Raw genomic sequence first — 25,965 nt, 5'->3', positions numbered from 1 at the left:
GAAACAGTCGGTCAGCCTTTTTCCGTAGTTGGCAGCTTCAGGCTGATCTGAGACATTCCCAACTTGTTCATGAACGACCGCTTACTAGCGGCGTTCTCAACGTGACAGACTGCCGCAGCACAACATGAACCGGATTCATAAGGGTTAGCAGCGAACAGGCCTTCTGCTTGGACTAGGCACCACTTACAGTTTTCCGATGTCCGAGGGTGATCACCCTCCAGCAAAAACTTAGGACCTGTCCATGAAGATCATCCGCAATGGCTCCAAGCCATCCGCCAAGGCACCCGCCGCGTATTTCACCGGCACGGTTCGCATTGACAGCCCGTTTCAAGCGGACGGCGAAGGCCGCTCTGGTGGTGCCATTGTGACCTTCGAGCCAGGCGCCCGCACCAACTGGCACTTCCATCCGGCCGGGCAAACCCTCATCGTTCTTTCCGGCGTGGGCTGGACGCAGTGCGAAGGCGGACTCCGCACCGAGATTCGCGCCGGCGACGTGGTCTGGTGCCCCTGCCGGAAGCGCCATTGGCACGGAGCCTCCATCGCGACCGCGATGTCTCATTTGGCGATCACTGAGATGGTTGACGGCAAGAACGTCGAATGGATGGAGCCCGTCACCGACGAGCAGTACCAAGACGGTCCGCTCGAGACCACCTGAATCCCAGCAGCCCATCCACCGGATTGCCTATGCACAAGCTCGTCGCGGCAGCCCTATATGCCTGCTGCTGCGGCTTCGCCTTCTCGGCATCAGCCGCCACTCCAACTAACTCTTCGACCATGACGAATTCGCAAACCTCCTCTGAAACTCTCTCCGCTCGCCAGCAAGCCATCGCCCCCATCGCAGCGCTTGCCGCTGCTGGCGACATCTCCCGCCTGAATACGGCCATCAACCAGGGCTTGGATGCCGGCCTGACGGTAAACGACGCCAAGGAAGTCCTGGTCCAGCTCTATGCCTACGCCGGCTTTCCGCGCAGCCTGAATGCCCTGGGTCAGCTGATGAAGGAGGTGGAGGCCCGCAAGCAGCGCGGCGTTCAGGACGTCGTCGGCCAGGAGCCTGCTCGCGCCATCCCCACGGGCGATGCGCTGCTGACGGCAGGCACGGCCAACCAGACCAAACTCATTGGCGCGCCGGCCAAGGGTCCGCTGTTCAAGTTCGCTCCGGCTGCCGATCAGTACCTCAAGGCCCATCTGTTCGGGGACATCTTCGAGCGCGACAACCTCGACTGGCAGAGCCGAGAGCTGGCCACGATCAGCATGCTCGCAGCCCTCCAAGGCGTGGATTCGCAGCTGCAGTCCCACGTGAGCATCAGCATGAATATCGGGATCACCGCACCCCAGTTGAACGAGCTCGCTCAGGTGCTGGCCGACCAAGTCGATGCTGGCGCTGGCACCAGGGTCGGTGAGGCCATCAAGCGCCACCTGTCCACCAAGACGCCCAAGTAAGTCACCCCGCACACCTGACCAAGGAACTTCGATGAAATCCCTCGCAGCAATGCTGACGGTATTCGCCTTGCTCGGCAGCGTGCACGCCGCCGAGATGGTGGTTACCCGCAATGGCTCGCAGCCATCGACTAAGGGCGCTACCGCAACATTCACTGGGTCGGTACGCAGCGAACCACTGTTCGACGCCGTGTCACCGTCACGGACATCGGGCGGCCTGGTCACCTTCGATCCAGGGGCTCGTTCGGCGTGGCACACCCATCCCCTGGGTCAGACCTTGATCGTGACGGCAGGAAAAGGCTGGGTGCAACAGGAAGGTAGCGCCCGCGTGGCAATCAATCCGGGCGATGTCATCTGGACACCGCCTGGCGTGAAGCACTGGCATGGCGCCACTGTCACCACGGGCATGAGCCACATCGCCATTCAAGCGGCTCTGGACGGCAAGCGGGTCGAGTGGTTGGAAAAGGTCACTGACGAGCAGTACGGCAAACAGCAGCCGCTGACGACAGAACCTACATCTGCAAATCCCAGACCTCATTTGAAAGAGTTGGATGACCATGCCCCCTGACGAAGAACGCAGGACGCTCCTGCGCGCAGCACCATCACTTGCCGCCGCAACTCTTTTGGCGTCGTTCACGTCCCACGCGGTCGCAGACGAATCCGGGCGAGAGAGAAAAAATGTCCACCGAGGCAACGCGACGAATGTCCAAGACCTTCAGGTTCTATTCGCGGACCTGCAGCCGCAGTTGATTCAAGGCAGTCGCACGGTCGCTCCCGAAATGCTTTCTGCTGCTGCAGGCGCGTTGGCAAAGTCAGCGCGCATCCTCGGCATCCCGATGACGTTTGCAGTGGTTCCGGTGGCCAGCCAACCTGGGCAGTTGATCCCCGAACTCGTCGAATATGCAACGCCGGAGACCACCTTCAGCCGGGTGCTTGCGAGTCCGTTCATGGAGCCCCGCATTGTGGCCAGGCTCGCGGCCAATCGTCGCAAGACGCTGGTCATCGCGGGCTTCACCGCCGAAGTGGCAGTCCTGCAAGCGGCCATCGACGGCATCGCGGCGGGCTACACGGTGCAGGTCCCCCTGGATGCCATCGGTAGCCGCTCCGAGCGCACCGAGGCCCCCGCGATCCGACAGATCGAGTTGGCTGGCGGGGTGACAAGCTCTGTCCTCAGCTTGGTGGCAAGGTGGGCGCCCGATTTTTCCCGGCCACCGGGGTCGGAAACAATCAAGGCCGTTCTTGCGCTGAGCTAGTCCCCGGCCCTCAAGTCCTTAGCTTGAGGGCCTCCACCACCAGCGCGAACGCCGGCAGGGACTGGCGGCGGCTGGGGTAGTAAAGGTGGTATCCCGGAAAAGTCGGACTCCAGTCTTCCAGCACACGAACCAGGCGCCCGGCCTCCACATGCGGCTGGATGACGTCTTCCGGCGCATAAGTCAACGCATAGCCCTCCAGCGCGGCATTGAGAAGCTGAGTCGAGGTGTTGAAGATGATCTGCCCGGATACCTGAACGTGCTGCGCTCTCCCATCCTGCTCGAACTCCCAGGCGTACAAGCCCCCGTGAGTTGCCATGCGCAGGTTGCCGCAGTTGTGCGACGTGAGGTCCTGTGGCGTCTGCGGCTTAGCCCGGTTCGCGAAGTAGGCCGGCGACGCTGCGACGGCCATCCGGAAGTCCGGGGAGATGCGGACCGCAATCATGTCCTTGGCAATCTGGTCACCGATGCGCACGCCAGCGTCGAAGCGCTCGGCCACGATGTCGATCAGGCCGTAGCCGATGTTGATTTCCAAGCGAATGTCCGGGTACTCGGGCAGCAGCTTCGACAGCTTGGGCCAGAGGATGGTGGACGCCGCATGGTCGTGCGTGGTGATGCGAATCGTGCCCGAAGGTTTGTCGCGCAACGCGCTGACGGCCGCGAGTTCCGCCTCTATGCCTTCGTAGTGCGGGACCAGGCTCATGAGCAGTCGCTCGCCTGCTTCGGTCGGCGATGCGCCCCGGGTGGTGCGCGCCAGCAGCCGAACGCCCAGGCGCTCCTCCAGCGCCCGCATGCTGTGACTTAGCGCCGACTGCGTCACGCCCAGTTGGGCCGCCGCCCGCGTGAAGCTGCGCTCTCGCGCCACCACGATGAATGAGGAAAGGCTGTTGAGGTCTATTTTATTTGCCATGAATATTGCTCATATTGCTTAGATGAGTATGCAGGGTTCTCGCATGACCAGCAAGTTCTTAAAGTACACACATGCCTTGCGGAAGTGCCATTCCGGCAGGCACTCATCAACTCTGAAGGAACTGAAAATGCAAAAGCGCACACTGGGCAATAACGGTCTCGAAGTCTCTGCCATCGGCCTTGGTTGCATGGGCCTGACCTTTGGCTATGGCCCCGCAACCGAGAAGTCGGCCGGCATCGAACTGATCCGCGCGGCGTTCGAACGCGGCGTCACTTTCTTCGACAGCGCCGAAGCCTATGGCGCGGTGAATGAAGAAATGCTCGGCGAAGCCGTCTCCCCCTTCCGCGACCAGATCGTCTTGGCCACCAAGTTCGGTTTCAAGGACGGCATCCCGACTGCGGGCCTCGACAGCACGCCTGCCCGCATCCGCCTTGTGGCCGAGCAATCACTCAAGCGCCTGAAGACCGACTGCATCGACCTGTTCTACCAACACCGTGTCGACCCGAACGTTCCCATGGAAGACGTGGCCGGCACCGTGCGCGACCTCATCCAGGAAGGCAAGGTCAAGCACTTCGGCCTGAGCGAAGCCGGCGTGAAGGCCATCCGCGCCGCCCATGCGGTGCAGCCCGTGGCTGCTCTGCAAAGCGAATACTCGATGTTTACCCGCGAGCCAGAACTCGAAATCATCCCGACCCTGGAAGAACTGGGCATCGGTTTCGTGACTTTCAGTCCGTTGGGCAAAGGTTTTCTGGCCGGCAAAATCGATGCCTCCACGACCTTCGCCGAGGGCGACGTACGCAAGAATCTGCCGCGTTTTGCCGACGAAGCACGGGAAGCCAACCACAACCTGGTCACGCTGATCGGCGAAGTCGCCCAACGCAAGAACGCCACACCAGCGCAGGTGGCCCTGGCCTGGCTGCTGGCACAGAAGCCCTGGATCACTCCGATCCCAGGCACCACCAAGCTGCACCGCCTGGAAGAAAACATCGGTGGCGCGGGCGTCGAACTGACGGCTGCCGACCTGAAGGAGCTGGCCGAGGTGATGACCAAGGTGCCGGTCACGGGCGAGCGCTACACCGCCGCCATGATGAAAACCGTCAACCGTTGAGGCGACTGCGATGACTACACAAACGCTTCAGGGGCGCATTGCGCTCGTCACTGGCGGCACGACTGGCATAGGCTTTGGCTCGGCCAAGCGCCTGATCGAGCATGGCGCCACCGTCTACATCACGGGCCGCCGGCAAGAGGTTCTCGACGCGGCGGTCGCCAAGCTTGGCAAGGGCGCCCACGGCATCCAGGCCGATGCCAGCGTCAAGGCCGACATGCAGCGGGTGGCAGGCGCCATCAAGGCTGCGCACGGCAAGCTCGACATCCTGTTCGCCAACGCCGGCGGCGGCCATGCCACCCCACTTGAAGAACTGACCGAAGCACAGATCGACAGCGAACTGTCCATCAACATCAAAGGCGTCGTGCTGACGATGCAGACCATGCTGGACGTGCTGCGCAACGGTGCCTCGGTGGTGCTCAACGCGTCCATCACGGCGGACATGGGACTGTCGGGTTTCGCGGTCTATGCCGCGACCAAGGCGGCGGTGCGCTCACTCGCCCGCAGCTGGACAACGGACCTCAAGCACCGCGACATCCGCGTGAACACCATCAGTCCTGGCGTAGTGCCTACCGAGGGCTACGGCAAGGAGCAGAAGATGACCGACCAGCAGGTGGCGGACTACGTCGACCGCGTCTCAACCGAAATACCCGCTGGTCGCGTCGGCTCCGCCCAAGACATTGGCGATGCCCTGGTGTTCCTGGCGTCCGACGCCAGTGCGTATATCCGCGGCGTCGACCTGGTGGTGGACGGTGGCATGACCCGCGTCTACGCCGGCAAGAACTGAAGGAAGAAGCACCATGACTGCCAACCGACTGGACGAAATCCACATCGTGTGCGAGCTGCGCTGCGAGACGGCCGACCGCGAGCGCGTACGCGAACTCGCGCTGCAGTTCGTCGAGCCCGCCAGGGCCGAAGAAGGCTGCCTGTACTACAACCTTCATCAGAAGCAGGGCGAGCCCAACACCTTCCTCATCATCGACGGCTGGGCCAACCAGGCGGCGGTCGACTCCCACTCCCAGAACGCCCACGTGGCCAGTGTGATGAAAGAACTGGGGCCGCTGCTGACCTTCGGGCCGGTGCTCACCTTCACTACGCGGGTGAGCGACTGAAAAGCCCGACCGCCTCCACGTCGACTGATGGCAACTTCTGACATTCGCCAACAACCATATCTCATGCAAAGACGAACTCTCCTCCATTTGGCCGCAGGCACTTCGGCGGCGGCAGGCCTGCTCGGCTCTACAGTTGTTCGCGCCGCGGACCGGAAGACCTTCGTGCTGCTTCACGGGGCATTCCACGGCGGATGGTGCTGGGCACCCGTAGCCGAGCGCCTGCGCGCCCAGGGCCATCGTGTTTTCACGCCGACGTTCACAGGCGTCGGCGAACGCGCCCACCTGCTAAGCCCGACCGTCGACCTGAACACGTTCATCCAGGACGTCACGGCCATGGTGGAGGCTGAAGAGCTGCGGGGCATCACGCTGGTCGCTCACAGCTTCGGTGGATACGTGGCCAGTGGTGTCATCGACCGCATACCCGAACGCATCGCTTCGGCCATCTATCTCGACGCGCCCATGGGCTCCAACGGCGTTTCGGTGCTGGGAGAGGCCCCGGCTGATGTGCGGCAGGCACGCTTGGCTGCGGCGGACGTGATCAATGGCACACGCGTCATTACGCCACCGTCGTCTACAGCCTTTGGGTTGTCCGACGTAGCGCAGGTCGCATGGGTCAATCGACGAATGACACCGATGCCATTGAGAGCCTACGAGATGCCGCTGGCTCTGAGCGGACCACCTGGGGGCAAGCTGCCGAAGTGTTTCATCCGGTGTGTCGATCCCGCCCTGCCCAACATCGAGCCTTCGGCCAGGTATGCACGCGAACACGGTTGGAATTACTCAGAGCTACAAACAGGACATGACGCGATGGTGTCGATGCCAGACAAGCTTGCTGAAATGCTCGTAGCCTGAATTCGAGAGCTCCCCGGCTGGTGCATCACTCAATAAGTGAAGGGTGAGCCCTACCTTCCCCGGAAGGCCCTCAACGTCAATGCAGACATCGGCTCTCCTATAGCCAATATCCGCTTCTGCTGTAGAGCAGTCGTCGCTCGACAGGAATCAAAAGACAGCAATGGGTCGGTACCGCCAGTTGGCCGACCGTTAGAGCTGCCATTGAACCCGGGGGCACCTGAGTCCTTGGTCGGCGGAGGCAAGACCAATTCTGAAAGGCCAGTCACGAAGGCGCAGCAGGCATTCGGCTGCGAATCCGTCCAATGACCGGTGCCCGCAACAGCGGTCGATGCGCTGCTAACTTTGGATGACAGCACCCAGCCTGAAGCAGCTATCGCGTCGAAATTCTCCGACGACTGCACAGCCGCAAGCAGCCGCGTTCACGCAAGAAAAAGAGCGCTCAATGTGAGCGCTCTTTTCATAGCAAGGACTGCACCAGTGGTGTAACAAGCAGCCATATTTCCCCACCCAAGATCACGATGATCAGCTCGAGTTTACGACTTTACAGTTACAAATCACCGCCCCGCAAACCCGCATGAATGCTAGCCCCGGGTTTACGACTTTATTTGCCGGTTTACGACTTTAATTACCCAGAACACTGGTGCGTGCCAACCCGGCGCGTTATTCCACCGTCACCGATTTCGCCAGATTGCGCGGCTTGTCGACGTCCGTGCCGCGCGCGCAGGCCGTGTGATAGGCGAGCAGCTGCAGCGGAACCACATGCAGGATGGGGCTCAGGGCGCCATAGTTTTCCGGCATGCGGATCACATGCATGCCGTCGGCGCTCTCGATACGGGTGTCGGCGTCGGCCAGCACATACAGCACGCCACCGCGCGCGCGCACTTCCTGCATATTGCTCTTGAGCTTTTCCAGCAGCTCGTCGTTGGGCGCCACGGTCACCACCGGCATGGAACTGGTCACCAGCGCCAGAGGGCCGTGCTTGAGTTCGCCGGCCGGATAGGCTTCGGCGTGGATGTAGCTGATTTCCTTGAGCTTGAGCGCGCCTTCCATGGCAATCGGGTAGTGGATGCCACGCCCCAGGAACAGCGCGTTTTCGCGTTGCGCAAAGTCTTCGGCCCAGCTGATCAGCTGCGGCTCCAGGGCCAGCACGCCTTGCAAGGCCACGGGCAGATGGCGCATGGCGGCCAGATAACGCGCTTCCTGCGCTTCGCTCAGGCGTCCCCGGGTTTGTGCCAGCACCAAAGTCAGCAGGAACAGGCCGGCCAGCTGGGTGGTGAAGGCCTTGGTCGACGCCACGCCGATTTCCACGCCCGCACGGGTGATATAGGACAGTTCGCACTCGCGCACCATGGCGCTGGTGGCCACGTTGCAAATGGTCAGCGTGTGCTTCATGCCCAGGCTTTGGGCATGGCGCAGCGCGGCCAGGGTGTCGGCCGTTTCGCCCGACTGGCTGATGGTGACGACCAGGGTGCGGGGATTGGGCACGCTGGTGCGGTAGCGGTATTCGCTGGCCACTTCGACCTGGCAGGGAATGCCGGCAATGCCTTCGAGCCAGTACTTGGCGGCACAGCCGCTGTAGTAGCTGGTGCCGCAGGCCAGGATCAGCACATTGTCGATTTCCTTGAACACGCGCCAGGCAGCGGCACCCGTCTGACCGTGCAAGGCCTGGCCGTCGAACAGTTCGGGGGCAATGGCGTGCACGCCTTCGAACGTGTCGCCGATCGCGCGCGGTTGCTCGAAGATCTCTTTTTGCATGTAGTGGCGGTAAGGGCCGAGCTCGGCCGCGCCGCTATGGGCCTGCACCGTGCGCACGGGGCGCTGCTCGGGCGTCAGCGCCTGGCCCGACTTGTCCAGCAGCCAGTAACGGCCGCGTTGCAGGTCGACCATGTCGCCTTCTTCGAGGTAGATGATCTGGTCGGTCACACCGGCCAAGGCCATGGCATCGCTGGCCACGAAGAATTCGCTGTCGCCTTCGCCAATGCCCAGGATCAGAGGCGAGCCAGCGCGCGCGCTGACCACGCGCCCAGGCTCGTCCTTGTGCATCACGGCCAATGCGTAGGCGCCATGCAGCTGGGCCACGGCGGCCTGGAAGGCCTCGAACAGGTCACCGTTGTAGAGACTGTCCACCAGGTGGGCGATGACTTCGGTGTCGGTCTGGCTCGTGAACACATAGCCTTTGGCCTGCAGGTCGCGGCGCAGCGCTTCGTAGTTTTCGATGATGCCGTTGTGCACCAGCGCCACGCGCGCGGGCTGGTCTGGCTGGGCTTCGCCCGGTCCATAGCTGAAATGCGGGTGGGCGTTGCGCACTGCCGGCTCACCATGGGTGGCCCAACGGGTGTGGGCAATGCCCGTGAAGCCTTGCAAGGACTCGGTCTGCACCTGCTCGAGCAATTCCACCACACGGGCCGTGCTGCGGGCCCGCTGCAGCCCGACGCTGCGCTCGCCGGACGCATCCAGTGCGTGCACGGCCACACCGCAAGAGTCATAGCCGCGGTACTCGAGGCGCTGCAGGCCCTGCACCAGAACGGGAACGATGTTGCGGTTGGAAACTGCGCCGACGATGCCACACATAGAAGATCCTTCACAAAAGAGAACGCGATGCTATGCGGACTAGATAGAAATTTCTGATCGTTTTTTATTGAAAAATGATTGTTTATTTCTTAAAATCATCAGAGTGAAATTTACTTTCATAAACAATCAACAAAAGAAATAAATCGATGGACGATATTGACCTGCAACTGCTGGACCTGCTGCAGCGCGATGCCAGCCTGAGCAACCAGACGCTGGCCGAGCGGGTGAACGTGTCCCCGCCCACCTGCCTGCGCCGCGTGCGGCGTCTGCACGAGGAAGGCATCATCGAGCGCCAGGTTGCGCTGCTGCAGCCCGAGCGGCTTGCGGCGCTGGTGGGCCATGGCCTCACGGCCTGGGTCGAAGTCACGCTCGACCGCCAGGACGCGCAGGCGCTGGACCGCTTCGAGGCCCGCGCCGTGGCCGAAGATGCGGTCCAGCAATGCTGGCGTGTCTCGCCCGGCCCCGACTTCATGCTGTCCACCTACACCCGGGACATGCCCGACTACCTGGCACTGACCCAGCGCCTGTTCACCCAGGACAGCAATGTGCGCAATGTGCGCGCGTTCTTCGCGACCAAGCGCGCCAAGTTCGAGACCAAGATCCCGCTGGCGCCCGGCCGCTGAGTTTTCAGCCCGCCGGCGCCGCGGGCCAGTCCACCGTCACGGTGCAACCCTGGCCGGGCGTGCCGGTGAGGGCCAGGCCGGCAGCATGGCGCCGGGCCACGGCCTGGGCCAGGGCCAGCCCCACGCCCACACCGTCGAACTCGCCTTCGCGGTGCAGGCGCTGGAACAGGCCGAAAGCCTGAGCGGCGCGCGCGCCATCGAAGCCCACGCCGTTGTCCTGCACCTGCCAGCGCAAGCCGCCATCCGGCAAGGCTTGTGCCTGCAGCTCGATCCGCGCCGGGCTGCTGCCGCGCGAGAACTTGAGCGCATTGTCCAGCAGCGCCCGCAGCATCTGGCGCAGCAGATCGGGGTCGGCCTGCAGCAGCACAGGTGCGACCGGCAGGCGCCATTGCACCGCCTGGCCCTGGTCCGCGGGTTCGGCGGCCAGCAGCGCATCGCGCACTTCGGCCGCCATCTGCGCCAGGTCCACGCTGTGCAGCGGCTGTCGCTGGCGCAGCACGCGCGCCATCAGCAGCGTGCCGTCGAGCATGCTGCCCAGACGCCGTGCCGCCTGCTCCATCACACCCAGAAACTGTTCGGCCTCCTGCGCGTCCACACCTTGCAAGCCCGCGCCATGCAGGGTTTCACGCAGCAGCGGCGCATACGACGTGATGTGGCGCAGCGGCGCGCGCAAATCGTGTGAAACCGCGCGCACCCAATCTTCGTGACCGGCGTGCAGCGCGGCAAGCTCCTGCTCGCGCCGGGCCAGCAAGGCCAGAGCCTGCGACAAATCGTTCACAGCGGCAGGCTCCCCTGGATCGGGGGCGAAGGAGGAGGGGTCGGGTGTCATGGCTTGGGGTTTTTGGTCGGGCGTTTCCAATGGGTGATGGTGATCTGGCGACCACGTGCCACGCCCAGTGTGCCTGCCGGTACATCCTTGGCAATGGTGGAACCCCCAGCCACGGTGGCGCCCGCGCCCACCGTCACCGGCGCCACCAGCACGCAATTGCTGCCGATGTGCGCATCGGCTTCAATCACCGTGCGGTGCTTGTTGGCGCCGTCGTAGTTGGCGGTGATGCTGCCGGCACCGTAGTTGACGCGCTCGCCCACCGTGGCATCGCCCAGATAGGCCAGGTGGTTGGCCTTGGCGCCATCGGCCAGCGTGCTGTTCTTGACTTCGACGAAGTTGCCGATATGCACTTCGCGGCCCAGCTGGGCACCGGGGCGCAGGCGCGCGAACGGGCCGACCAGTGCGCCCTCGCCCACGGCCACGCCCAATTTTTCACCGTCGATGTGGGTGTAGGGATGGATGACCGCATCCGCGCCGATGGTGGCGTTGGCGATGCAGCAATGCGCGCCGATAGCCGCGCCCGCGCCAATCGTCACCGCGCCGCTGAAGATGCAGCCGACGTCGATTTCCACATCCTGGCCGCAGACCAGGGAGGCGCGCGCACCGCTGCGCGTATCGTCGCGCAGATCGAAACGCGCGGGATCGGCCAGGCGCACGCCCTGCTCCATCAGCGCATGGGCCTGGCGCAACTGGTGGGCGCGCTCGAGTTCGGCCAGCTGCACCGGGCTGTTGACGCCCGCCACCTGCAGCGCGTCGTCAATGCAATGCGCCACCACGGGCACGCCGTCGGCCACGGCCATGGCGACGATGTCGGTCAGGTAGTACTCGCCCTGGGCGTTGTCGTTCGTCAGGCGCGCCAGCCAGCCATTGAGGAGCCGCGCGGGCACGGCCATGATGCCGCTGTAGATTTCGGCGATGCGCCGCTGCGCTTCACTCGCATCCTTGTGCTCGACGATGGCCGTCACCGCGCCGGCGGGTGTGCGCACGATGCGGCCGTAGCCGGTCGGGTCGGACAGAGTGACCGTGAGCAGCGCCAGGCGGTCGCTGCCCGCAGCATCGACCAGGGCCTGCAAGGTGGCGGCCTGGGTCAGGGGCACGTCGCCCGACAGGATCACGGCCACGCCGTCCTGGGGCAGCAAGGGCACGGCCTGCTGCACGGCGTGGCCCGTGCCCAGTTGCGGCTCCTGGCGCGCGAATTTCAGCGCGAAGCCGGCGGGATGGGCCGCGGCCTGCGCGGAAATGGCGGCCTCGACCTGCTGCGCTCCATGGCCGGTCACCACCACCGCACTGCGCGCACCCAGGTGCGCGGCCTGATCCAGCACATGCTGCAGCAGTGGCCGGCCCGCGAGGCGTTGCAAAACCTTGGGAAAGCGGCTTTTCATGCGCGTGCCCTTGCCCGCGGCCATGATGATGAGGTCCAGTGATGCTGTCATTTGATTGCCTGTCGTGATCGAACGTCTGCGCCTCGGGGCACAGACACGGTGGCGAATTATCGCGCCCGTGCTTCGTCCTCGCGCACCGGCGGCAATCCTGGCAACGGCAAACAAATATCTTTTACATTTCAGAGAGAACCGGCGCCTTGCCGCCGTACCCCTGCCCTGGAGCCGTCCATGCCCTCTTCGCCGCCCACGCCCCCCTCGCCACCGCTGCGCACCCGCGCCGTGGCGGCAGGCCATCTGCGGGCATTCGTGGCCGCGGCCGAACACCTGAATTTCCGCGCCGCCGCCGACACGCTGGCGCTCACGCCCTCGGCCGTGAGCCGGCAGATCCAGGCGCTGGAAGACGAAGTCGGCGTGCCGCTGTTCCTGCGCCATACCCGGGCCGTGGAATTGACCAGCGCCGGCGTGCACCTGCTGCGCGCCGTGGCGCCGGGCCTGGAGCGCATCGATGCCGCCGTACGCCAGCTGCGCCAGACGGCGGGGCGCAAAAGCGTGGCCATCACCACCTGGGCCAGTTTTGCGGCCATGTGGCTGATTCCGCGGCTCGAAGCCTTCCAGCGTGAGTTCCCCGATATCGACATCCGCATCGACACCTCGGACACGGTGATGGACATGGAGACCACGGATGTCGACCTGGCCTTGCGCTACAGCCGTGCCCCCGAGTCCGCATCCGCGGAGCGTCTGTTCGGCGAACAGCTGGCCGTGGTCGCCAGCCCCTGGCTGCTGCGCAGCCAGCCGGCCATCCGCACGCCTGCCGATGCCGCGCGCTTCACGCTGATAGAAACGGGCGACGCCCAACGCCTGCCGCAACTCGCCTGGCTGGGCTGGCAGCGCTGGTTCCATGCGCACGGCTGCGCGCAGCTGCAGCCGCCGCGCTGGTTGTATTTCAATTACGCCCACCAGATCGTCCAGGCCGCGCTCGCGGGCCAGGGCCTGGCGATCGCGCGCCTGCCGCTGGTGGCCGACGCGCTGGCCAGCGGCGATCTGGTCGAAGTGCTGCCCGCGCACCGGCTCGACTCACCCCTGGCCTACTGGCTGCTGCCCGGCCCGCGCAGCGCGCCCCGCCCGGAGGTGCAGGCGTTCTGCGATTGGCTGCGTGACCAGGCCGCGCTGACGCGCAGCGCAATGAGCGCCACCCCCTGAGCCGCTTCGCCCTAGGCGGGCCCCGTCTTCCCCCTCTCATCCTTCGGTGGAGGGGGGCGCCCGGCTAGGGACGGCACCCTCGCTGCGGGGCGGCCCTTGCTCGGTGCCCCTGGGCTGGGACACGCCAGTTTCATGGGCTGTTGGCAACGCCTGCGCAGGAAAGTATGGGCATCAGGCCAGGGTTACCCTAGCAAACTTGCGCTTGCCGACCTGCACCACGAAAGTGCCGGCTTCGAGCTTGAGGCCGCGGTCGCTGATCACCGCACCATCGACGCGCACGCCGCCGCCGTCGATCAGGCGGCTGGCTTCGCTGGTCGATGGGGCCAGGTTGGCCTGCTTGAGCAGCGCGCCTATGCCCAGCGGTGCGCCCGACAGCGTGACTTCCGGGATCTCATCGGGCACACCGCCCTTGCTGCGGTTGATGAAGTCCTGCTCGGCGGCATCGGCGGCGGCGGCCGAATGGAAGCGCGCCGTGATTTCCTTGGCCAGCATGACCTTGGCGTCCTTGGGATTGCGCCCGCCCGCGATTTCGGCCTTGAGCACGGCGATCTCGGCCAGGCTCTTGAACGACAGCAGCGTGTACCAGTCCCACATCAAGGTGTCCGAAATCGACAGCACCTTGGCGAACATGGTGTTGGCTTCTTCCGTGATGCCGATGTAGTTGTTCTTGGACTTGGACATCTTGTCCACGCCGTCCAGGCCCACGAGCAGCGGCATGGTGAGCACGCACTGCGGCTCCTGGCCGTATTCCTGCTGCAGATGGCGGCCCATCAACAGGTTGAATTTCTGGTCCGTGCCGCCCAGTTCCAGGTCGGCATTGAGTGCGACCGAGTCATAGCCCTGCAGCATGGGGTAGAGGAATTCGTGCAGCGAAATCGACTGGCCGCCGTGAAAGCGCTTGTGGAAATCATCGCGTTCCATCATCCGCGCCACGGTGTACTTGGCCGACAGTTCGATCATGCCGCGCGCGCCCAGCTTGTCGCACCACTCGCTGTTATAGCGGACTTCGGTGCGCTCCGGGTCCAGCACCATCGCCGCCTGGCGGTAGTAGGTTTCGGCGTTGATCTTGATCTGCTCGGCCGTCAGCGGCGGACGCGTGGAGTTGCGGCCCGAGGGGTCGCCGATCAGCGTGGTGAAGTCGCCGATCAGAAAAATCACCTGGTGGCCCAGATCTTGCAACTGGCGCATCTTATTGAGCACCACCGTATGACCGATATGAATATCCGGCGCCGTCGGGTCCAGACCCAGCTTCACGCGCAAAGGCACGCCAGTGGCAGCCGAGCGTGCCAACTTGCGCGTCCATTCGTCCTTGGGCAGCAGTTCCTCGACGCCGCGCAAGGAAATCTCAAGCGCTTGTCCTACACCTTCGGTGACGGGGTATGTTGTAACAGCAGGTTGATTCATAAGGGTTTTTTTCGATGCGGAGTAAGTCGCCACCGGTATACTTCGTGGCTTATTGCTGTGGCGAATTCTAGTAGGGTCCCCATATCGGCACTGCCGAATGGCTTACACCCCCTGGATGCGTGTCCTGCCACACCTGTATTTTTGACCGACTGGACGCGCAGCGACCCGGGAACCCCATTTTGAAATCTGGCCTGATCACCGCCGGCAACGCCTTGCTTGCCCGGCTGAGCACTACATTGCAGAACCATCCCAAGCGCGTCTCGGCTGCCGTTGCGGCCTTGTTGCTGACCGCCGGTGGCGGTGCATTCGCCGTCGCGTCCCTGGGTCCCGATCCCTCCGACCTGCCGGTGCGCACCCTGACCCAACAGGTCGCTTCGCTGGCTGACGACACGCCGCTGGTCGAGTTGACCGAGCTGCAGAATTTTTCGCTGTACCGCTCGGACCTGACGCGCAGCAGCGACTCCGCCCAGGCCTTGCTGCAACGCCTGGGCATCGCCGATCCGCAAGCTTCCGACTACCTGCGCAGCGATGCACAGGCGCGCGAAAACCTGCTGGGACGCGCCGGTCGCCTGGTATCGGCCGAAACCACCAACGACCACCAACTGACGCGCCTGACCGCCCGCTGGGCGCCCGATGACGACAGCGACACTTTCCAGCGCCTGGTCGTCGAACGCCAGGGCAAGGGCTTCGTCACCCGCCTCGAAACCGGCAAGCTCGTCTCCAACAGCCGCCTCGCCGGCGGCGTGATCCAGAGCTCGCTGTTCGCCGCCACCGATGCCGCCAGCATTCCCGACTCCGTGGCCTCGCAACTGGCCGAAGTCTTCAACGGCAAGATCGACTTTCGCCGCGCCCTGCGCAAGAACGACCGCTTCACCATGGTCTACGAAACGCTGGAAGCCGACGGCGAGCCTCTGCGCAGCGGCCGACTGCTGAGCGCGGAATTCCACAACAACGGCTCCGTCCACCAGGCCATGTGGTTCCAGGCCCCGGGCGCCGCCAAGGGCGCCTACTACGCACTCGACGGTGCCAGCCTGGAGCGCTCCTACCTGTCGGCACCGCTGGCCTTCTCGCGCGTCAGCAGCGGCTTTGCCATGCGCTTTCACCCCGTGCACAAGACCTGGCGCGCCCACAACGGCACGGACTTCGCCGCGCCCACGGGCACCAAGGTGCGCACCGTGGCCGATGGCGTGGTCGAGTTCGCCGGCGTGCAAAACGGCTACGGCAATGTGATCTTCGTGAAGCACCCGGACAACAACGTCACGGTCTACGCCCATTTGAGCCGCATCGACGTGCGCAAGGGCGCTTCCGTGGCCCAGGGAACGACCATTGGCGCCGTCGGCTCCACCGGCTGGGCCACCGGCCCGCACCTGCACTTTGAAGTCCGCGTCAACGGCCAGGCCCAGGACCCACTGACCGTCATCGGCCAGGCACAGACCGCCCAGCCCATCTCGGCCGCGGTACGCAAGTCCTTCGACCGCCAGGCCGCGCAAATGCGACTGGCACTCGACTCCGCCCAGCAAACACTTGCAAGCGCTGAATAAGCCTCGCGATTGCCCCCACAAAAGCCGCTGCAAAGCGGCTTTTTTGCATCTGCCATCCAGCTACCATTGCCCACATGACCTCTGCTGCCCCCGCTCCTGATCTGTACATCGGCCTGATGTCGGGCACTTCGCTCGATGGCGTCGATGGCGTGCTGGTCGATTTCCAGCAGGACCGCTGCCAGGTGCTGCATTACGCCAGCCGCGGCTTCGACGCCGGACTGCGTACCGAACTGCTGGCACTCAACACCGCTGGCGACAACGAGCTGCACCGCGCGGCCCTCGCGGCCAACGCCCTGGTCGCGCATTACGCCGACGTGGTGCAACAGCTGCTGAGCCAGGCCGGCCTGCCGCCGCAGGCGGTGCGCGCCGTGGGCGCCCACGGCCAGACCGTGCGCCACCGGCCGCAGATGTTCGACGGCACGGGCTATACGCTGCAGCTCAACAACCCGGCCTTGCTGGCCGAACGCTGCGCAATCAGCGTCGTGGCCGATTTCCGCAGCCGCGACGTCGCCGCCGGCGGCCAGGGCGCACCGCTGGTACCGGCCTTCCACCACAGCGTGTTCGGCCAGGCCGGGCAGACCGTGCTGGCGCTCAACATCGGCGGCATTTCGAATCTGAGCGTGCTGCCGGCCGACGGCGCCGTGACCGGCTTCGATTGCGGCCCAGGCAATGCCTTGATGGACGCCTGGTGCCAGCGCCATACCGGCCAGGCCTATGACGACAACGGCGCCTGGGCGGCCAGCGGCACGGTCTTGCCGGCGCTGCTGGAGCAACTGCTGGCCGAGCCCTTCCTGCAGCAGCCCCCGCCCAAGAGCACGGGCCGCGACCTGTTCAGCCTGGACTGGCTGGGCAGCCGGTTGGACGGCCTGCCGCCCGCCACCCGCCCCGAGGACGTGCAGGCCACGCTGACCGAATTCACGGCCCGCGCCTGCGCCGATGGCGCGCTGCGCTGGGGTCGGGATGCCACTCAGCTGCTGGTCTGCGGCGGCGGCGCACTCAACGGCCAGTTGATGGCGCGGCTCGCCGCCTTGCTGCCCGGCCTGCAAGTGCAGTCCACCACGGCCAGCGGCCTGCCCCCGCTACAGGTCGAAGCCACGGCCTTTGCCTGGCTGGCACGCCAGACCCTGCGGGGACTGCCGGGCAACCTGGCGCGCGTGACCGGTGCGCACGGTCCGCGCGTGCTGGGCGCAGTCTATCCCGCCTAAGCTTCGGTGACCGGCTGCTCCGCCTGAGGCCGCAGGTTTTCCACGCGGTCCAGCCGGGCAAAAATCGCCGCCGACGCCAAGGTCAGCAGCCCCATGCAGGCAAACGTGGCCTGGAATGCGCGCAGGCTCTCGTGCGGATTGGCCTGGCCCCAGAGGTCATGGAAACCGGCCAGCACGGCCGCGGAAACAGCGACTCCCATGCCCATGGCCAGCATCTGCACCATGGACAGCAGGCTGTTGCCGCTGCTCGCATGGACTGCATTCAAGTCCTTGAGCGTGACCGTGTTCATGGCCGTGAACTGCATGGAATTGGTCGCGCCAAACACCAGCAACTGCACGATCAGCAGCCACAGCGGCAGGGCGGGGCCGATCAGCGCAAAGCTGGCAATCATCGCCGCCAGCACACAGGTGTTGGCAACCAGCGTGCGCCGGTAGCCCCAGTGCTGGATCAGTGCCGTCGCGATGCGCTTGACCAGCATGCTGGCCAGCACCGTGGGCAGCATCATCATCCCCGCCTGCATGGGCGAGTACTGCAAGCAGACTTGCAGCACCAGCGGAATCAGGAACGGCATGCAGGCGCTGCCCAGGCGGGAAAACAGATTGCCCAGCAGGCCTATGCGCAGGCTGCGCAGCGCAAACAACTCGGGAGCGAACAAGGGGTCGGGACGGCGCAGCGCATGCCACCAATAGGCGGCCAGGCTGCCCAGACCGGCGATCAGCAGCGCCACCGCACCAGCCAGCCCCAGCCACGACAGCCCATCGAGCGTCAGCGACACGGCCACCATGCCGAACGCCAGCAGCGCGTAACCCGCCACGTCAAAGCGCTTGACGTCGATGCGCGGCCCCTCGGACATGAAGCGCAGCGTGGCCAGCAGGCCCACCACGCCGACCGGTACGTTGACCAGAAAAATCCAGTGCCAGGTGACGTACTCGACCATCCAGCCGCCCAGGGTCGGGCCGACCAGGGGACCGATCAGGCCGGGAATGGCGACAAAGCTCATGGCCTTGAGAAATTGCTCGCGCGGAAAGGCACGCAGCACGGCCAGGCGCCCCACGGGCAGCAGCAAGGCACCGCCGCAGCCTTGAAAAATGCGCGCCACCACCAGCTGGTTCAGGCTGACCGCCAAGGCGCACAGCACCGAGCTGAGCACGAACAGCGCAATCGCCGTCAGATAGACCCGGCGCGTGCCGAAACGGTCGGCAATCCAGCCCGAGGCCGGAATGACCATGGCCATGGTCAAGGAATAGGCGACGATCACGGACTGCATGCGCAGCGGACTCTCGCCCAAGGCGGCCGCCATGGTGGGCAGCGCCGTGTTGACGATGGTGGCATCCAGCGTCTGCATGAAGAAGCCGATGGCGACCAACCACAGCAACACCGAATTCGAACGAGCGAGCGTCATGGAACAATCTCAGGAGTGCGGCAGCAGCGGCCACAAAAAAGCCGCCTGTGACAGGCGGCTGAGCAAAAAGCAATCGGACTCGATTTCAGTAGCGTTCACACCAGCCCTCGTTCCATGCAACTGGCGTGCCCCAGCAAAGAGGCACCGAGGAAGGGCCGCCCCGCACCGAGGGTGCCGTCCCCCTCCACCGAAGGATGAGAGGGGGAAGCGGCGACAGCCGCTCAGGGGGTGCTTCGTCTCAAGCCGAGAAGCTGGAGCCGCAACCACAGGTCGTGGTGGCGTTCGGGTTCTTGATCACGAACTGGGCGCCCTGCAAGTCTTCCTTGTAGTCGATCTCGGCGCCGACCAGGTACTGGTAGCTCATGGCGTCGATCAGCAGCGACACGCCATTCTTGCTCATGATGGTGTCGTCTTCGTTGGTGATTTCATCGAACGTGAAACCGTACTGGAAGCCCGAGCAACCGCCGCCCTGGACGAACACGCGCAGCTTCAACTCAGGGTTGCCTTCTTCGGCGATCAGGTCCGCCACCTTTGCCGCCGCGCTGTCGGTGAAAAGGATGGGAGAAGGCATTTCGCTCTGGATGTTTTCTGCAACGGCGCTCATGGGGATACTCCGATATTCAAGGTTTGGGATGAATGGTACTGCAAACCGGTCGGGAATTCTGGACAGCCCTGTCTTTGCCGCCAAAGCAAGTGGGGGCTTTGAAATGAAAAAAGCCACCCGAAGGTGGCTTTTCTTGCGGTCGCCGGATGCAAGCATCCGGCAAACAGCAGGACTTTGGGCTTAACGCTTGGAGAACTGCTTTGCACGACGAGCGCCGCGCAGACCGACCTTCTTACGCTCGACTTCACGGGCGTCACGCGTCACGAAGCCGGCTTGGCTCAGGACGGGCTTCAGGCCTGCGTCATAGTCGATCAGGGCGCGAGTCACGCCGTGACGGGTCGCACCGGCTTGGCCGGATTCACCACCACCGTGCACGTTGACTTGCACGTCGAAAGTTTCGAGGTTTTCCGTGAGTGCCAGCGGTTGCTTAGCAATCATGATGGAAGTCTCACGGCCGAAGTACTCTTGAATGTCTTTGCCATTCACAGTAATCTTGCCGGAGCCCTTCTTCAGAAACACACGGGCGACGCTGGATTTGCGACGGCCGGTGCCATTGTTCCAATCACCAATCATCTCAAGGCTCCTTAGATTTCCAGCGCTTTTGGCTGCTGCGCGGTGTGGGGATGCTCAGCACCACCGTACACCTTGAGTTTCTTGATCATGGCGTAGCCCAGAGGACCCTTGGGCAGCATGCCCTTGACGGCCTTTTCCAGAGCACGACCTGGGTGCTTCGACTGCATATCACGGAAGTTCGTGGCAGTGATGCCGCCCGGGTAGCCGGAATGACGGTAGTACACCTTGTCCAAAGACTTGGTGCCAGTCACTTTGAGCTGGGCTGCGTTGATGATGACGATGAAATCGCCGGTATCAACGTGAGGTGTGTAAATGGCTTTGTGTTTGCCGCGCAGACGGAGGGCAACTTCGCTGGCTACCCGTCCGAGCACCTTGTCGGTGGCGTCAATCACAAACCACTCGTGTTGCACCTCAGCGGGTTTTGCGCTGAATGTAGACATGAGTTTTCTCTTTTCGATAAGAGGGTTTGGCGGTCCTTTTCCACGGTCGGCGCTTCTCTGAAGGAAGCCTCTTAGGTGGCGATGCATGCGGCACTACATGCCGCAATACACTTCGCCGCGGGACCTTAAAATCGCTGCGAAGCCCTCCATTATACGAAATGGCGCGGCCCCTGTCCTGCATGGCTGTTGCAGCCATGCAAAAATACCTGTCTTACTCCAAAGACCCGCCATCTTGCCTCCCGGCTGCGGCTGGTTACCATTGCCCCATGTTCAGTTATCGCCACGCCTTCCATGCGGGTAACCACGCCGACGTGCTCAAGCACTCGGTGTTGATTGCCACTTTGCAATACCTCACGCAGAAAGACGCGGCTTTGACCGTTCTGGATACGCACGCCGGCGCGGGCCTGTACCGCCTCGACGGCGACTACGCCAGCAAGAGCGGCGAAGCCAGCGAAGGGGTGCTCAAGCTCGCCGAGACCCCGACCGCGGAGCTCGCGCCCATACTGCAGGAGTACCTGGCCCTGGTGCGCTCCTTCAATCAGGGCGGTGCCATCCGCAACTACCCGGGCTCGCCGTTCATCAGCCAGGCCCTGCTGCGTTCGCACGACAAGCTCAAGCTGTTCGAACTGCACCCCACCGACATGCGCTCGCTGGCCGGCAATGTCGCCCAGCTCGACGCCGGCCGCCAGCTGGCCGTGCTGCACGAGGACGGCTTCGAAGGCGTCAAGAAATTCCTGCCGCCGGTCGCGCGCCGCGCGCTGCTGCTGTGCGACCCCAGCTACGAAATCAAGACCGACTACGGCCGCGTGCTCGACATGGTGGCCGACAGCCTCAAGCGCTTCCCCACCGGCACTTACGCGGTCTGGTACCCCATCATTCCCCGCCCCGAAGCCCACGATCTGCCGCGCCGTCTCAAGACCCTGGCCGTCAAGGCCGGCAAGAGCTGGCTGCACGTGACGCTCACCGTGAAGAGCAACAAGACGTCCGAGCGCGGCGGCCTGCCCGCCAGCGGCATGTTCATCGTCAGCCCGCCGTTCCAGCTCAAGGAGCTGCTCAAGCCGGCCATGCCCCAACTGGTCAAGCTGCTGGGCCAGGACGGCAATGCCACGTTCACGCTGGAGTCGGGCGGCTGAAGGTTCAGCGCCCCCGCAAAAAGCCAGGCCTGCGCCTGGCTTTTTTCATCGCCGAACCACACGCAGTGGGGAGCGTGGGGGCCATTTTTCATGGCCGACAGGTTCTTCAGCGCTTGCGCGGTTTCGTCGGCGCCTTGATCGATTGGATGGGTTTGCGCGCCGGCGCCGGCTTGCGTATGGTTTTCTTGCCTTGGGCTGAACGCTTGCTGCCGGCGCCAGCGCTGGCACTGCCAAGGTCGTCGAACGCCTCCGGGCACTCCCGCTCGTCGTCGTCGAGCTGCCACAGCTCCACCGGCTTGATGCCCAGGCCAATCATGCCCAGCGCTTCGGCCGCGCCCTGGCTCAGGTCGATCACCCGTCCGCCCGAGAACGGGCCCCGGTCATTGATGCGCACCACCACGCCCTTGCCGGTGATGCTGCTGCGCACGCAGACGCGCGTGCCGAATGCCAGTGTGCGGTGCGCGGCCGTCAGCTCCTTGCTGTCGAAACGCTCGCCGCTGGCTGTGCGCCGGCCATGGAACTGCGGCCCATACCAGGACGCCAGGCCCTGCTGGTCGCTTTCGCGCGGTGGCGACAGCTCATAGGTCGAAGAGGTGGACGGCTCGGCCGGTGCCTGTGGCTCGGATTCGGCCGCTGGCGCCGCGGCCGGCTTGGGCGCACGCGTCGGCTTGCGCGGCTTGGCCGGAGCGGTTTCCACCGGACAGGGCTGGGGCATGGCATCGACCTCCCCGCCACTCACGAAGCATTGCGGCGCGCCATCGACCGGCTGCGTGACGGGCAAGGGCGCGCAGGCCGCGAGCAGCGACAAGGCACCCAGGCTGAGCCATTGGTTCAGCCGCCGGCGGCTGGAGTTGCGTTCATCCATACAGTCTTCCCGTGGAGGCCGCCGCAGCGCCGCAACGCCATGACCGCAATGGTTACAAGCCCAGGCTATCGCAGATAGCCAACACCGCAGCGCTCTGATTCATGGTGTAGAAGTGCAGGCTGGGCACGCCCTGGCTGCGCAGACGTTCGCACAAATCGTTCACCACTTCCAGGCCAAAAGCCTTGATGGAAGCAGTGTCATCGCCATAGCTTTGCAGGCGCAAACGGATCCAGCGCGGGATTTCAGCGCCGCAGGCATCCGAGAAGCGCAGCAACTGGGTCGAGCTGGTGATGGGCATGATGCCCGGTACCACCGGAATGTCCAAGCCCAGCGCACGGGCGCTGTCGATAAAGCGGAAATAGGCATCCGCGTTGTAGAAGTACTGGGTGATGGCCGAGTCGGCGCCGGCCTGGACCTTGGCGGCGAACGCCTGCATGTCGGCCTGGGGCGAGCGCGCCTGGGGGTGCATTTCGGGGTAGGCCGCGACTTCGATGTGGAAAGCGGTGTCAAACTCCTTGCGGATGAAAGCCACCAGGTCGCTGGCGTACTGGAACTCGCCGCCCAGGCCATAGCCGCTGGGCAGGTCGCCACGCAAGGCCACGAGACGCTGGATGCCCATGGCCTGCAGCTCGCGCAGCTCGGCACGCACCGAGGCCTGGGTCGCGCCCACGCACGAAAAGTGCGAAGCCGCGCTCATGCCTTCGGCCTGGATTTCCTGCACCAGGCGGAACGTGCCCGACTGGGTCGAGCCGCCCGCGCCATAGGTCACCGAGCAGAACTCGGGCCGGCGGGGCGCCAGTTGCTGGCGCACGCCGCGCAGTTTTTCCGCGCCTTCAGGGGTCTTGGGCGGGAAGAACTCAAAGCTGATCGGAAAGGTCGTCGCCTGGCTCATGCGCTCCTCCGCGCGTGGACAAAGAATTCACGGTTGCCGTCGCCGCCGGCGATCGGGCTGTTGATCCAGCCGCGCACTTCCAGGCCCAGTTCGGCCATGCATTCACGGATGCGCTTTTCCACCACGGCGTACGACGCCGCGTCGCGCACCATGCCGCCCTTGCCGATGTGCTCGGGCTGGAGTTCGAACTGGGGCTTGACCAGCATCACCAAGTCGCCTTCGGGCGCCAGGAACGGCACCACGGCCGGCAGCACCAGCGTTTGCGAGATGAAGGACAGGTCGCCAACGATCAGGTCGAATTGCTGGGAATCGTCAGGGGCGTCGTCGAACGCTCCGGCTTCGACCAGCGTGTCCACATCCAGCGTGCGCGCGTTGACGCGCTCCAGGCAGATGATTTTCTCATGGCCGCGCAGCGTCAGGTTCAGCTGGTCATGGCCCACGTCCACACCCACGACGCGCTCGGCGCCCTGCTGCAGCAGACAGTCGGTGAAACCGCCCGTGGACTGGCCCACGTCCAGGCACCACTTGCCCTGGGCCGAGACCTTGAACGAAGCCAGCGCGCCTTCGAGCTTGAGGCCGCCGCGCGACACATAGCGCGCCGCGGAGACGTCGAGCAGCTGCAGCTCGGCATCTTCGCTGAGGTCTTCGCTGTTCTTCTTGATGGCCTGCCACAGGCCGGTGGCCGCGGTACGCCACTCGACGCCGGAGGCGATCAGGCGCTGGGCTTGCGCGCGCGAAGCGGCCAGTCCCTTGTCTACAAGCAGTTGATCGGCACGCATGGAAAAATCCGTCTCAAAAAAGAAATCGCCGCCGACAGTCACAGACCACCGGCACAGTGCCCCCGAGGGGGCGAAAAAACATTCATGGCGCTCGCACCACGCACAGCTTACAAAACTGGCATGACCCAACAAAGGGGCAGCGAGGAAGGGCCGCCCCGCACCGAGGCTGCCGTCCCCCTCCACCGCAGGTTGAGAGGGGGAAGCGGTGTAAACCGCTCAGGGGGTACCTCAATACCGGTATGTGTCGGGCTTGTAAGGGCCTTGCGTCGAGACGCCGATGTAGGCAGCCTGGCCTTCGGTGAGTTCGGTCAGCATCGCGCCGACCTTCTTCAGGTGCAGGCGGGCGACCTTTTCATCCAACAGCTTGGGCAGCACGTAGACCTTGCCGACTGCATAGGCGTCGGGCTTGGTGAACAGCTCGATCTGGGCGATGGTCTGGTTGGCGAAGGAGGCGCTCATCACAAAGCTGGGGTGGCCGGTGGCGCAGCCCAGGTTCACCAGGCGGCCCTTGGCCAGCAGAATGATCTTCTTGCCGTCGGGGAACTTGATGTGGTCGACCTGGGGCTTGATTTCTTCCCACTCATACTTTTCGATCGAGGCGACATCGATTTCATTGTCGAAGTGACCGATGTTGCAGACGATGGCCTGGTCCTTCATCGCCAGCATGTGCTCGTGGCGGATGATGTCGCGGTTGCCGGTGGTGGTGACGAAGATGTCGGCCTTGTCGGCTGCCCACTCCATGGTCACGACCTTGTAGCCTTCCATCGCGGCCTGCAGGGCGTTGATGGGATCGATTTCGGTCACCCAGACCTGGGCGCTCAGAGCGCGCAGGGCCTGGGCGCAGCCCTTGCCCACGTCACCGTAACCGGCGACCACGGCGACCTTGCCGGCGATCATCACGTCGGTGGCACGCTTGATGCCGTCGACCAGCGATTCGCGGCAGCCGTACAGGTTGTCGAACTTGCTCTTGGTCACCGAATCGTTGACGTTGATGGCGCGGAACAGCAGCGTGCCCTTGGCCGACATTTCATTGAGGCGGTGCACGCCGGTGGTGGTTTCCTCGGTCACGCCGATGATTTGCGCCGACTTGCGGGTGTACCAGGTGCCGTCCTGGGCCAGCTTGGCCTTGATCGCGGCGAACATGATGACTTCTTCCTCGCTGCCGGGGTCGGCCAGCACGGACAAGTCCTTCTCGGCCTTCTGGCCCAGATGCATCAGCATGGTGGCATCGCCGCCATCGTCGAGGATCATGTTCGGGCCTTCGCCTTCGCTGCCCTTGGGGCCGAAGTCGAAGATGCGGTGGGTGTAGTCCCAGTAGTCGGCCAGCGACTCGCCCTTGATGGCGAACACCGGCGTGCCGCCGTCGGCGATGGCCGCGGCTGCATGGTCCTGCGTCGAGAAGATGTTGCACGATGCCCAGCGCACTTGCGCGCCCAGGGCCTGCAGCGTCTCGATCAGCACGGCCGTCTGGATGGTCATGTGCAGCGAACCTGTGATGCGCGCGCCCTTGAGCGGCTGGGCGGCGGCGAATTCTTCGCGGATCGCCATCAGACCGGGCATTTCGGTCTCGGCGATGCGGATTTCCTTGTGGCCCCAGCTGGCCAGGGAAATGTCGGCAATGGCCGACTCAACAGGGGTCATGGGAACAGCTGCGTTCATGGTTTTCTCCGTCTCGGATATCTGAAAAAACCACGCTCTGGGGGAAGGCACTCACCGCACAGACGACGTGGGCGAGCGTCGTTGCGAACGCCGGGGCCGCAGGGCCACAGGCGGGTTCCGAGCCTCACGCACCGCCAGACACCGAACCGGTGCGGGGTTGCGCTGCAACGCTCCTCGGAAAACGCGTATTGTACAA

The 25,965-nt window shown here is 64.3% G+C and carries 26 protein-coding genes and 1 riboswitch; of the genes, 13 read left to right on the top strand and 13 right to left on the bottom strand.

The window, feature by feature from the left end; all coding sequences use genetic code 11:
- Window positions 1–241: 241 nt before the first annotated feature.
- From N0K08_RS21470 to N0K08_RS21455, 4 genes are all read left to right on the top strand, one after another.
- A complete protein-coding gene (locus N0K08_RS21470; RefSeq protein WP_261502459.1) occupies window positions 242–655 on the top strand; it encodes a (R)-mandelonitrile lyase in 414 nt (137 codons plus the stop codon).
- A gap of 119 nt (window positions 656–774) precedes the next feature.
- Window positions 775–1,440: a carboxymuconolactone decarboxylase family protein gene (locus N0K08_RS21465; RefSeq protein WP_261502458.1), complete on the top strand. Its 666-nt coding sequence runs from the start codon at window positions 775–777 to the stop codon at window positions 1,438–1,440.
- A gap of 94 nt (window positions 1,441–1,534) precedes the next feature.
- Window positions 1,535–2,005, top strand: a complete 471-nt coding sequence (locus N0K08_RS21460; protein WP_261502712.1) for a (R)-mandelonitrile lyase — start codon at window positions 1,535–1,537, stop codon at window positions 2,003–2,005.
- The gene (locus tag N0K08_RS21455) at window positions 1,995–2,690 is read left to right on the top strand and encodes an isochorismatase family protein (RefSeq protein ID WP_261502457.1); all 696 of its coding nucleotides are present in this window, start codon (window positions 1,995–1,997) and stop codon (window positions 2,688–2,690) included. The genes N0K08_RS21460 and N0K08_RS21455 overlap by 11 nt, the downstream gene beginning before the upstream one ends.
- A gap of 10 nt (window positions 2,691–2,700) precedes the next feature.
- On the opposite strand, the gene N0K08_RS21450 is transcribed toward N0K08_RS21455, so the two are convergent.
- Window positions 2,701–3,597, bottom strand: a complete 897-nt coding sequence (locus N0K08_RS21450; RefSeq protein ID WP_261502456.1) for a LysR family transcriptional regulator — start codon at window positions 3,595–3,597, stop codon at window positions 2,701–2,703.
- A gap of 127 nt (window positions 3,598–3,724) precedes the next feature.
- Between N0K08_RS21450 and N0K08_RS21445 the strand changes: the two genes are divergently transcribed.
- The 4 genes from N0K08_RS21445 to N0K08_RS21430 all read left to right on the top strand — a co-directional run bounded on the left by N0K08_RS21445 (window position 3,725) and on the right by N0K08_RS21430 (window position 6,666).
- Entirely contained in the window at window positions 3,725–4,705 is a 981-nt protein-coding gene (locus N0K08_RS21445; protein WP_261502711.1) for an aldo/keto reductase, read from the top strand.
- A 10-nt stretch (window positions 4,706–4,715) separates the two neighbouring features.
- Window positions 4,716–5,489: an SDR family oxidoreductase gene (locus N0K08_RS21440; RefSeq protein ID WP_261502455.1), complete on the top strand. Its 774-nt coding sequence runs from the start codon at window positions 4,716–4,718 to the stop codon at window positions 5,487–5,489.
- Between the two features lie 13 nt (window positions 5,490–5,502).
- Complete coding sequence (locus N0K08_RS21435) at window positions 5,503–5,814, top strand: putative quinol monooxygenase (RefSeq protein ID WP_261502453.1); 312 nt, start codon at window positions 5,503–5,505, stop codon at window positions 5,812–5,814.
- Between the two features lie 63 nt (window positions 5,815–5,877).
- The gene (locus N0K08_RS21430) at window positions 5,878–6,666 is read left to right on the top strand and encodes an alpha/beta fold hydrolase (RefSeq protein ID WP_261502452.1); all 789 of its coding nucleotides are present in this window, start codon (window positions 5,878–5,880) and stop codon (window positions 6,664–6,666) included.
- Window positions 6,667–7,326: 660 nt separating this feature from the next.
- Here the strand turns inward: N0K08_RS21430 and glmS are convergent.
- Window positions 7,327–9,237 (bottom strand): glutamine--fructose-6-phosphate transaminase (isomerizing), encoded by a 1,911-nt coding sequence (glmS, locus tag N0K08_RS21425; RefSeq protein ID WP_261502451.1) that lies wholly within the window; start codon window positions 9,235–9,237, stop codon window positions 7,327–7,329.
- 146 nt (window positions 9,238–9,383) lie between these two features.
- Here glmS and N0K08_RS21420 point away from each other — a divergent pair, with 146 nt between their 5' ends.
- The gene (locus N0K08_RS21420) at window positions 9,384–9,860 is read left to right on the top strand and encodes an Lrp/AsnC family transcriptional regulator (protein ID WP_261502450.1); all 477 of its coding nucleotides are present in this window, start codon (window positions 9,384–9,386) and stop codon (window positions 9,858–9,860) included.
- A gap of 4 nt (window positions 9,861–9,864) precedes the next feature.
- On the opposite strand, the gene N0K08_RS21415 is transcribed toward N0K08_RS21420, so the two are convergent.
- Together N0K08_RS21415 and glmU are read right to left on the bottom strand one after the other, a co-directional pair.
- Window positions 9,865–10,638: a sensor histidine kinase gene (locus tag N0K08_RS21415; protein ID WP_261502449.1), complete on the bottom strand. Its 774-nt coding sequence runs from the start codon at window positions 10,636–10,638 to the stop codon at window positions 9,865–9,867.
- 47 nt (window positions 10,639–10,685) lie between these two features.
- The gene (glmU, locus tag N0K08_RS21410) at window positions 10,686–12,122 is read right to left on the bottom strand and encodes a bifunctional UDP-N-acetylglucosamine diphosphorylase/glucosamine-1-phosphate N-acetyltransferase GlmU (protein WP_261502448.1); all 1,437 of its coding nucleotides are present in this window, start codon (window positions 12,120–12,122) and stop codon (window positions 10,686–10,688) included.
- Between the two features lie 177 nt (window positions 12,123–12,299).
- On the opposite strand from glmU, the gene N0K08_RS21405 reads away from it, so the two are divergent.
- Window positions 12,300–13,271: a LysR substrate-binding domain-containing protein gene (locus N0K08_RS21405; protein WP_261502447.1), complete on the top strand. Its 972-nt coding sequence runs from the start codon at window positions 12,300–12,302 to the stop codon at window positions 13,269–13,271.
- 171 nt (window positions 13,272–13,442) lie between these two features.
- On the opposite strand, the gene tyrS is transcribed toward N0K08_RS21405, so the two are convergent.
- Window positions 13,443–14,675: a tyrosine--tRNA ligase gene (gene tyrS / locus N0K08_RS21400; protein WP_261502446.1), complete on the bottom strand. Its 1,233-nt coding sequence runs from the start codon at window positions 14,673–14,675 to the stop codon at window positions 13,443–13,445.
- 179 nt (window positions 14,676–14,854) lie between these two features.
- Here tyrS and N0K08_RS21395 point away from each other — a divergent pair, with 179 nt between their 5' ends.
- Complete coding sequence (locus N0K08_RS21395) at window positions 14,855–16,216, top strand: M23 family metallopeptidase (RefSeq protein ID WP_261502445.1); 1,362 nt, start codon at window positions 14,855–14,857, stop codon at window positions 16,214–16,216.
- 74 nt (window positions 16,217–16,290) lie between these two features.
- The gene (locus tag N0K08_RS21390; protein WP_261502444.1) at window positions 16,291–17,421 is read left to right on the top strand and encodes an anhydro-N-acetylmuramic acid kinase; all 1,131 of its coding nucleotides are present in this window, start codon (window positions 16,291–16,293) and stop codon (window positions 17,419–17,421) included.
- On the opposite strand, the gene mdtD is transcribed toward N0K08_RS21390, so the two are convergent.
- The 4 genes from mdtD to rplM form a co-directional block, all read right to left on the bottom strand.
- The gene (gene mdtD, locus N0K08_RS21385; protein ID WP_261502443.1) at window positions 17,418–18,824 is read right to left on the bottom strand and encodes a multidrug transporter subunit MdtD; all 1,407 of its coding nucleotides are present in this window, start codon (window positions 18,822–18,824) and stop codon (window positions 17,418–17,420) included. The two genes, N0K08_RS21390 and mdtD, sit on opposite strands and share 4 nt — an antisense overlap.
- Window positions 18,825–19,062: 238 nt before the next feature.
- A complete protein-coding gene (erpA, locus tag N0K08_RS21380; RefSeq protein WP_261502442.1) occupies window positions 19,063–19,428 on the bottom strand; it encodes an iron-sulfur cluster insertion protein ErpA in 366 nt (121 codons plus the stop codon).
- 180 nt (window positions 19,429–19,608) lie between these two features.
- Window positions 19,609–20,001: a 30S ribosomal protein S9 gene (gene rpsI, locus N0K08_RS21375; RefSeq protein WP_261502441.1), complete on the bottom strand. Its 393-nt coding sequence runs from the start codon at window positions 19,999–20,001 to the stop codon at window positions 19,609–19,611.
- Window positions 20,002–20,012: 11 nt separating this feature from the next.
- The gene (gene rplM, locus N0K08_RS21370) at window positions 20,013–20,441 is read right to left on the bottom strand and encodes a 50S ribosomal protein L13 (protein ID WP_159917394.1); all 429 of its coding nucleotides are present in this window, start codon (window positions 20,439–20,441) and stop codon (window positions 20,013–20,015) included.
- Between the two features lie 266 nt (window positions 20,442–20,707).
- Between rplM and N0K08_RS21365 the strand changes: the two genes are divergently transcribed.
- The gene (locus tag N0K08_RS21365; protein WP_261502440.1) at window positions 20,708–21,574 is read left to right on the top strand and encodes a 23S rRNA (adenine(2030)-N(6))-methyltransferase RlmJ; all 867 of its coding nucleotides are present in this window, start codon (window positions 20,708–20,710) and stop codon (window positions 21,572–21,574) included.
- A gap of 106 nt (window positions 21,575–21,680) precedes the next feature.
- Here N0K08_RS21365 and N0K08_RS21360 read toward each other — a convergent pair whose 3' ends face one another.
- The 4 genes from N0K08_RS21360 to ahcY form a co-directional block, all read right to left on the bottom strand.
- Entirely contained in the window at window positions 21,681–22,439 is a 759-nt protein-coding gene (locus tag N0K08_RS21360) for a septal ring lytic transglycosylase RlpA family protein (protein ID WP_261502439.1), read from the bottom strand.
- 52 nt (window positions 22,440–22,491) lie between these two features.
- On the bottom strand, window positions 22,492–23,331 hold the full coding sequence (metF, locus tag N0K08_RS21355; RefSeq protein ID WP_261502438.1) for a methylenetetrahydrofolate reductase [NAD(P)H]: 840 nt from the start codon (window positions 23,329–23,331) through the stop codon (window positions 22,492–22,494).
- Window positions 23,328–24,110 carry a TlyA family RNA methyltransferase gene (locus N0K08_RS21350; RefSeq protein WP_261502437.1) on the bottom strand — a complete coding sequence of 261 codons (783 nt, stop codon included), beginning with the start codon at window positions 24,108–24,110 and terminating at the stop codon, window positions 23,328–23,330. The genes metF and N0K08_RS21350 overlap by 4 nt, the downstream gene beginning before the upstream one ends.
- A 228-nt stretch (window positions 24,111–24,338) precedes the next feature.
- On the bottom strand, window positions 24,339–25,769 hold the full coding sequence (ahcY, locus tag N0K08_RS21345; RefSeq protein ID WP_261502436.1) for an adenosylhomocysteinase: 1,431 nt from the start codon (window positions 25,767–25,769) through the stop codon (window positions 24,339–24,341).
- Between the two features lie 66 nt (window positions 25,770–25,835).
- Window positions 25,836–25,951, bottom strand: a riboswitch (S-adenosyl-L-homocysteine riboswitch).
- Between the last annotated feature and the right edge of the window lie 14 nt (window positions 25,952–25,965).

It is taken from the genome of Acidovorax bellezanensis, assembly GCF_025421555.1.
In the GTDB taxonomy this organism is placed as follows: Bacteria; Pseudomonadota; Gammaproteobacteria; order Burkholderiales; family Burkholderiaceae_C; genus Comamonas; species Comamonas bellezanensis.
The sequence above is the reverse complement of the archived record's forward strand: the minus strand, read 5'-3'. Positions and strand labels throughout refer to the sequence as shown.

Bases quoted from the DNA above. Each gene is read 5' to 3' on its own strand.
- N0K08_RS21470 (WP_261502459.1), top strand. From the start codon at position 242: ATGAAGATCATCCGCAATGGCTCCAAGCCATCCGCCAAGGCACCCGCC.
- N0K08_RS21465 (WP_261502458.1), top strand. From the start codon at position 775: ATGACGAATTCGCAAACCTCCTCTGAAACTCTCTCCGCTCGCCAGCAA.
- N0K08_RS21460 (WP_261502712.1), top strand. From the start codon at position 1,535: ATGGTGGTTACCCGCAATGGCTCGCAGCCATCGACTAAGGGCGCTACC.
- N0K08_RS21455 (WP_261502457.1), top strand. From the start codon at position 1,995: ATGCCCCCTGACGAAGAACGCAGGACGCTCCTGCGCGCAGCACCATCA.
- N0K08_RS21450 (WP_261502456.1), bottom strand. From the start codon at position 3,597: ATGGCAAATAAAATAGACCTCAACAGCCTTTCCTCATTCATCGTGGTG.
- N0K08_RS21445 (WP_261502711.1), top strand. From the start codon at position 3,725: ATGCAAAAGCGCACACTGGGCAATAACGGTCTCGAAGTCTCTGCCATC.
- N0K08_RS21440 (WP_261502455.1), top strand. From the start codon at position 4,716: ATGACTACACAAACGCTTCAGGGGCGCATTGCGCTCGTCACTGGCGGC.
- N0K08_RS21435 (WP_261502453.1), top strand. From the start codon at position 5,503: ATGACTGCCAACCGACTGGACGAAATCCACATCGTGTGCGAGCTGCGC.
- N0K08_RS21430 (WP_261502452.1), top strand. From the start codon at position 5,878: ATGCAAAGACGAACTCTCCTCCATTTGGCCGCAGGCACTTCGGCGGCG.
- glmS (WP_261502451.1), bottom strand. From the start codon at position 9,237: ATGTGTGGCATCGTCGGCGCAGTTTCCAACCGCAACATCGTTCCCGTT.
- N0K08_RS21420 (WP_261502450.1), top strand. From the start codon at position 9,384: ATGGACGATATTGACCTGCAACTGCTGGACCTGCTGCAGCGCGATGCC.
- glmU (WP_261502448.1), bottom strand. From the start codon at position 12,122: ATGACAGCATCACTGGACCTCATCATCATGGCCGCGGGCAAGGGCACG.
- N0K08_RS21405 (WP_261502447.1), top strand. From the start codon at position 12,300: ATGCCCTCTTCGCCGCCCACGCCCCCCTCGCCACCGCTGCGCACCCGC.
- tyrS (WP_261502446.1), bottom strand. From the start codon at position 14,675: ATGAATCAACCTGCTGTTACAACATACCCCGTCACCGAAGGTGTAGGA.
- N0K08_RS21390 (WP_261502444.1), top strand. From the start codon at position 16,291: ATGACCTCTGCTGCCCCCGCTCCTGATCTGTACATCGGCCTGATGTCG.
- mdtD (WP_261502443.1), bottom strand. From the start codon at position 18,824: ATGACGCTCGCTCGTTCGAATTCGGTGTTGCTGTGGTTGGTCGCCATC.
- erpA (WP_261502442.1), bottom strand. From the start codon at position 19,428: ATGAGCGCCGTTGCAGAAAACATCCAGAGCGAAATGCCTTCTCCCATC.
- rpsI (WP_261502441.1), bottom strand. From the start codon at position 20,001: ATGATTGGTGATTGGAACAATGGCACCGGCCGTCGCAAATCCAGCGTC.
- rplM (WP_159917394.1), bottom strand. From the start codon at position 20,441: ATGTCTACATTCAGCGCAAAACCCGCTGAGGTGCAACACGAGTGGTTT.
- N0K08_RS21365 (WP_261502440.1), top strand. From the start codon at position 20,708: ATGTTCAGTTATCGCCACGCCTTCCATGCGGGTAACCACGCCGACGTG.
- N0K08_RS21360 (WP_261502439.1), bottom strand. From the start codon at position 22,439: ATGGATGAACGCAACTCCAGCCGCCGGCGGCTGAACCAATGGCTCAGC.
- metF (WP_261502438.1), bottom strand. From the start codon at position 23,331: ATGAGCCAGGCGACGACCTTTCCGATCAGCTTTGAGTTCTTCCCGCCC.
- N0K08_RS21350 (WP_261502437.1), bottom strand. From the start codon at position 24,110: ATGCGTGCCGATCAACTGCTTGTAGACAAGGGACTGGCCGCTTCGCGC.
- ahcY (WP_261502436.1), bottom strand. From the start codon at position 25,769: ATGAACGCAGCTGTTCCCATGACCCCTGTTGAGTCGGCCATTGCCGAC.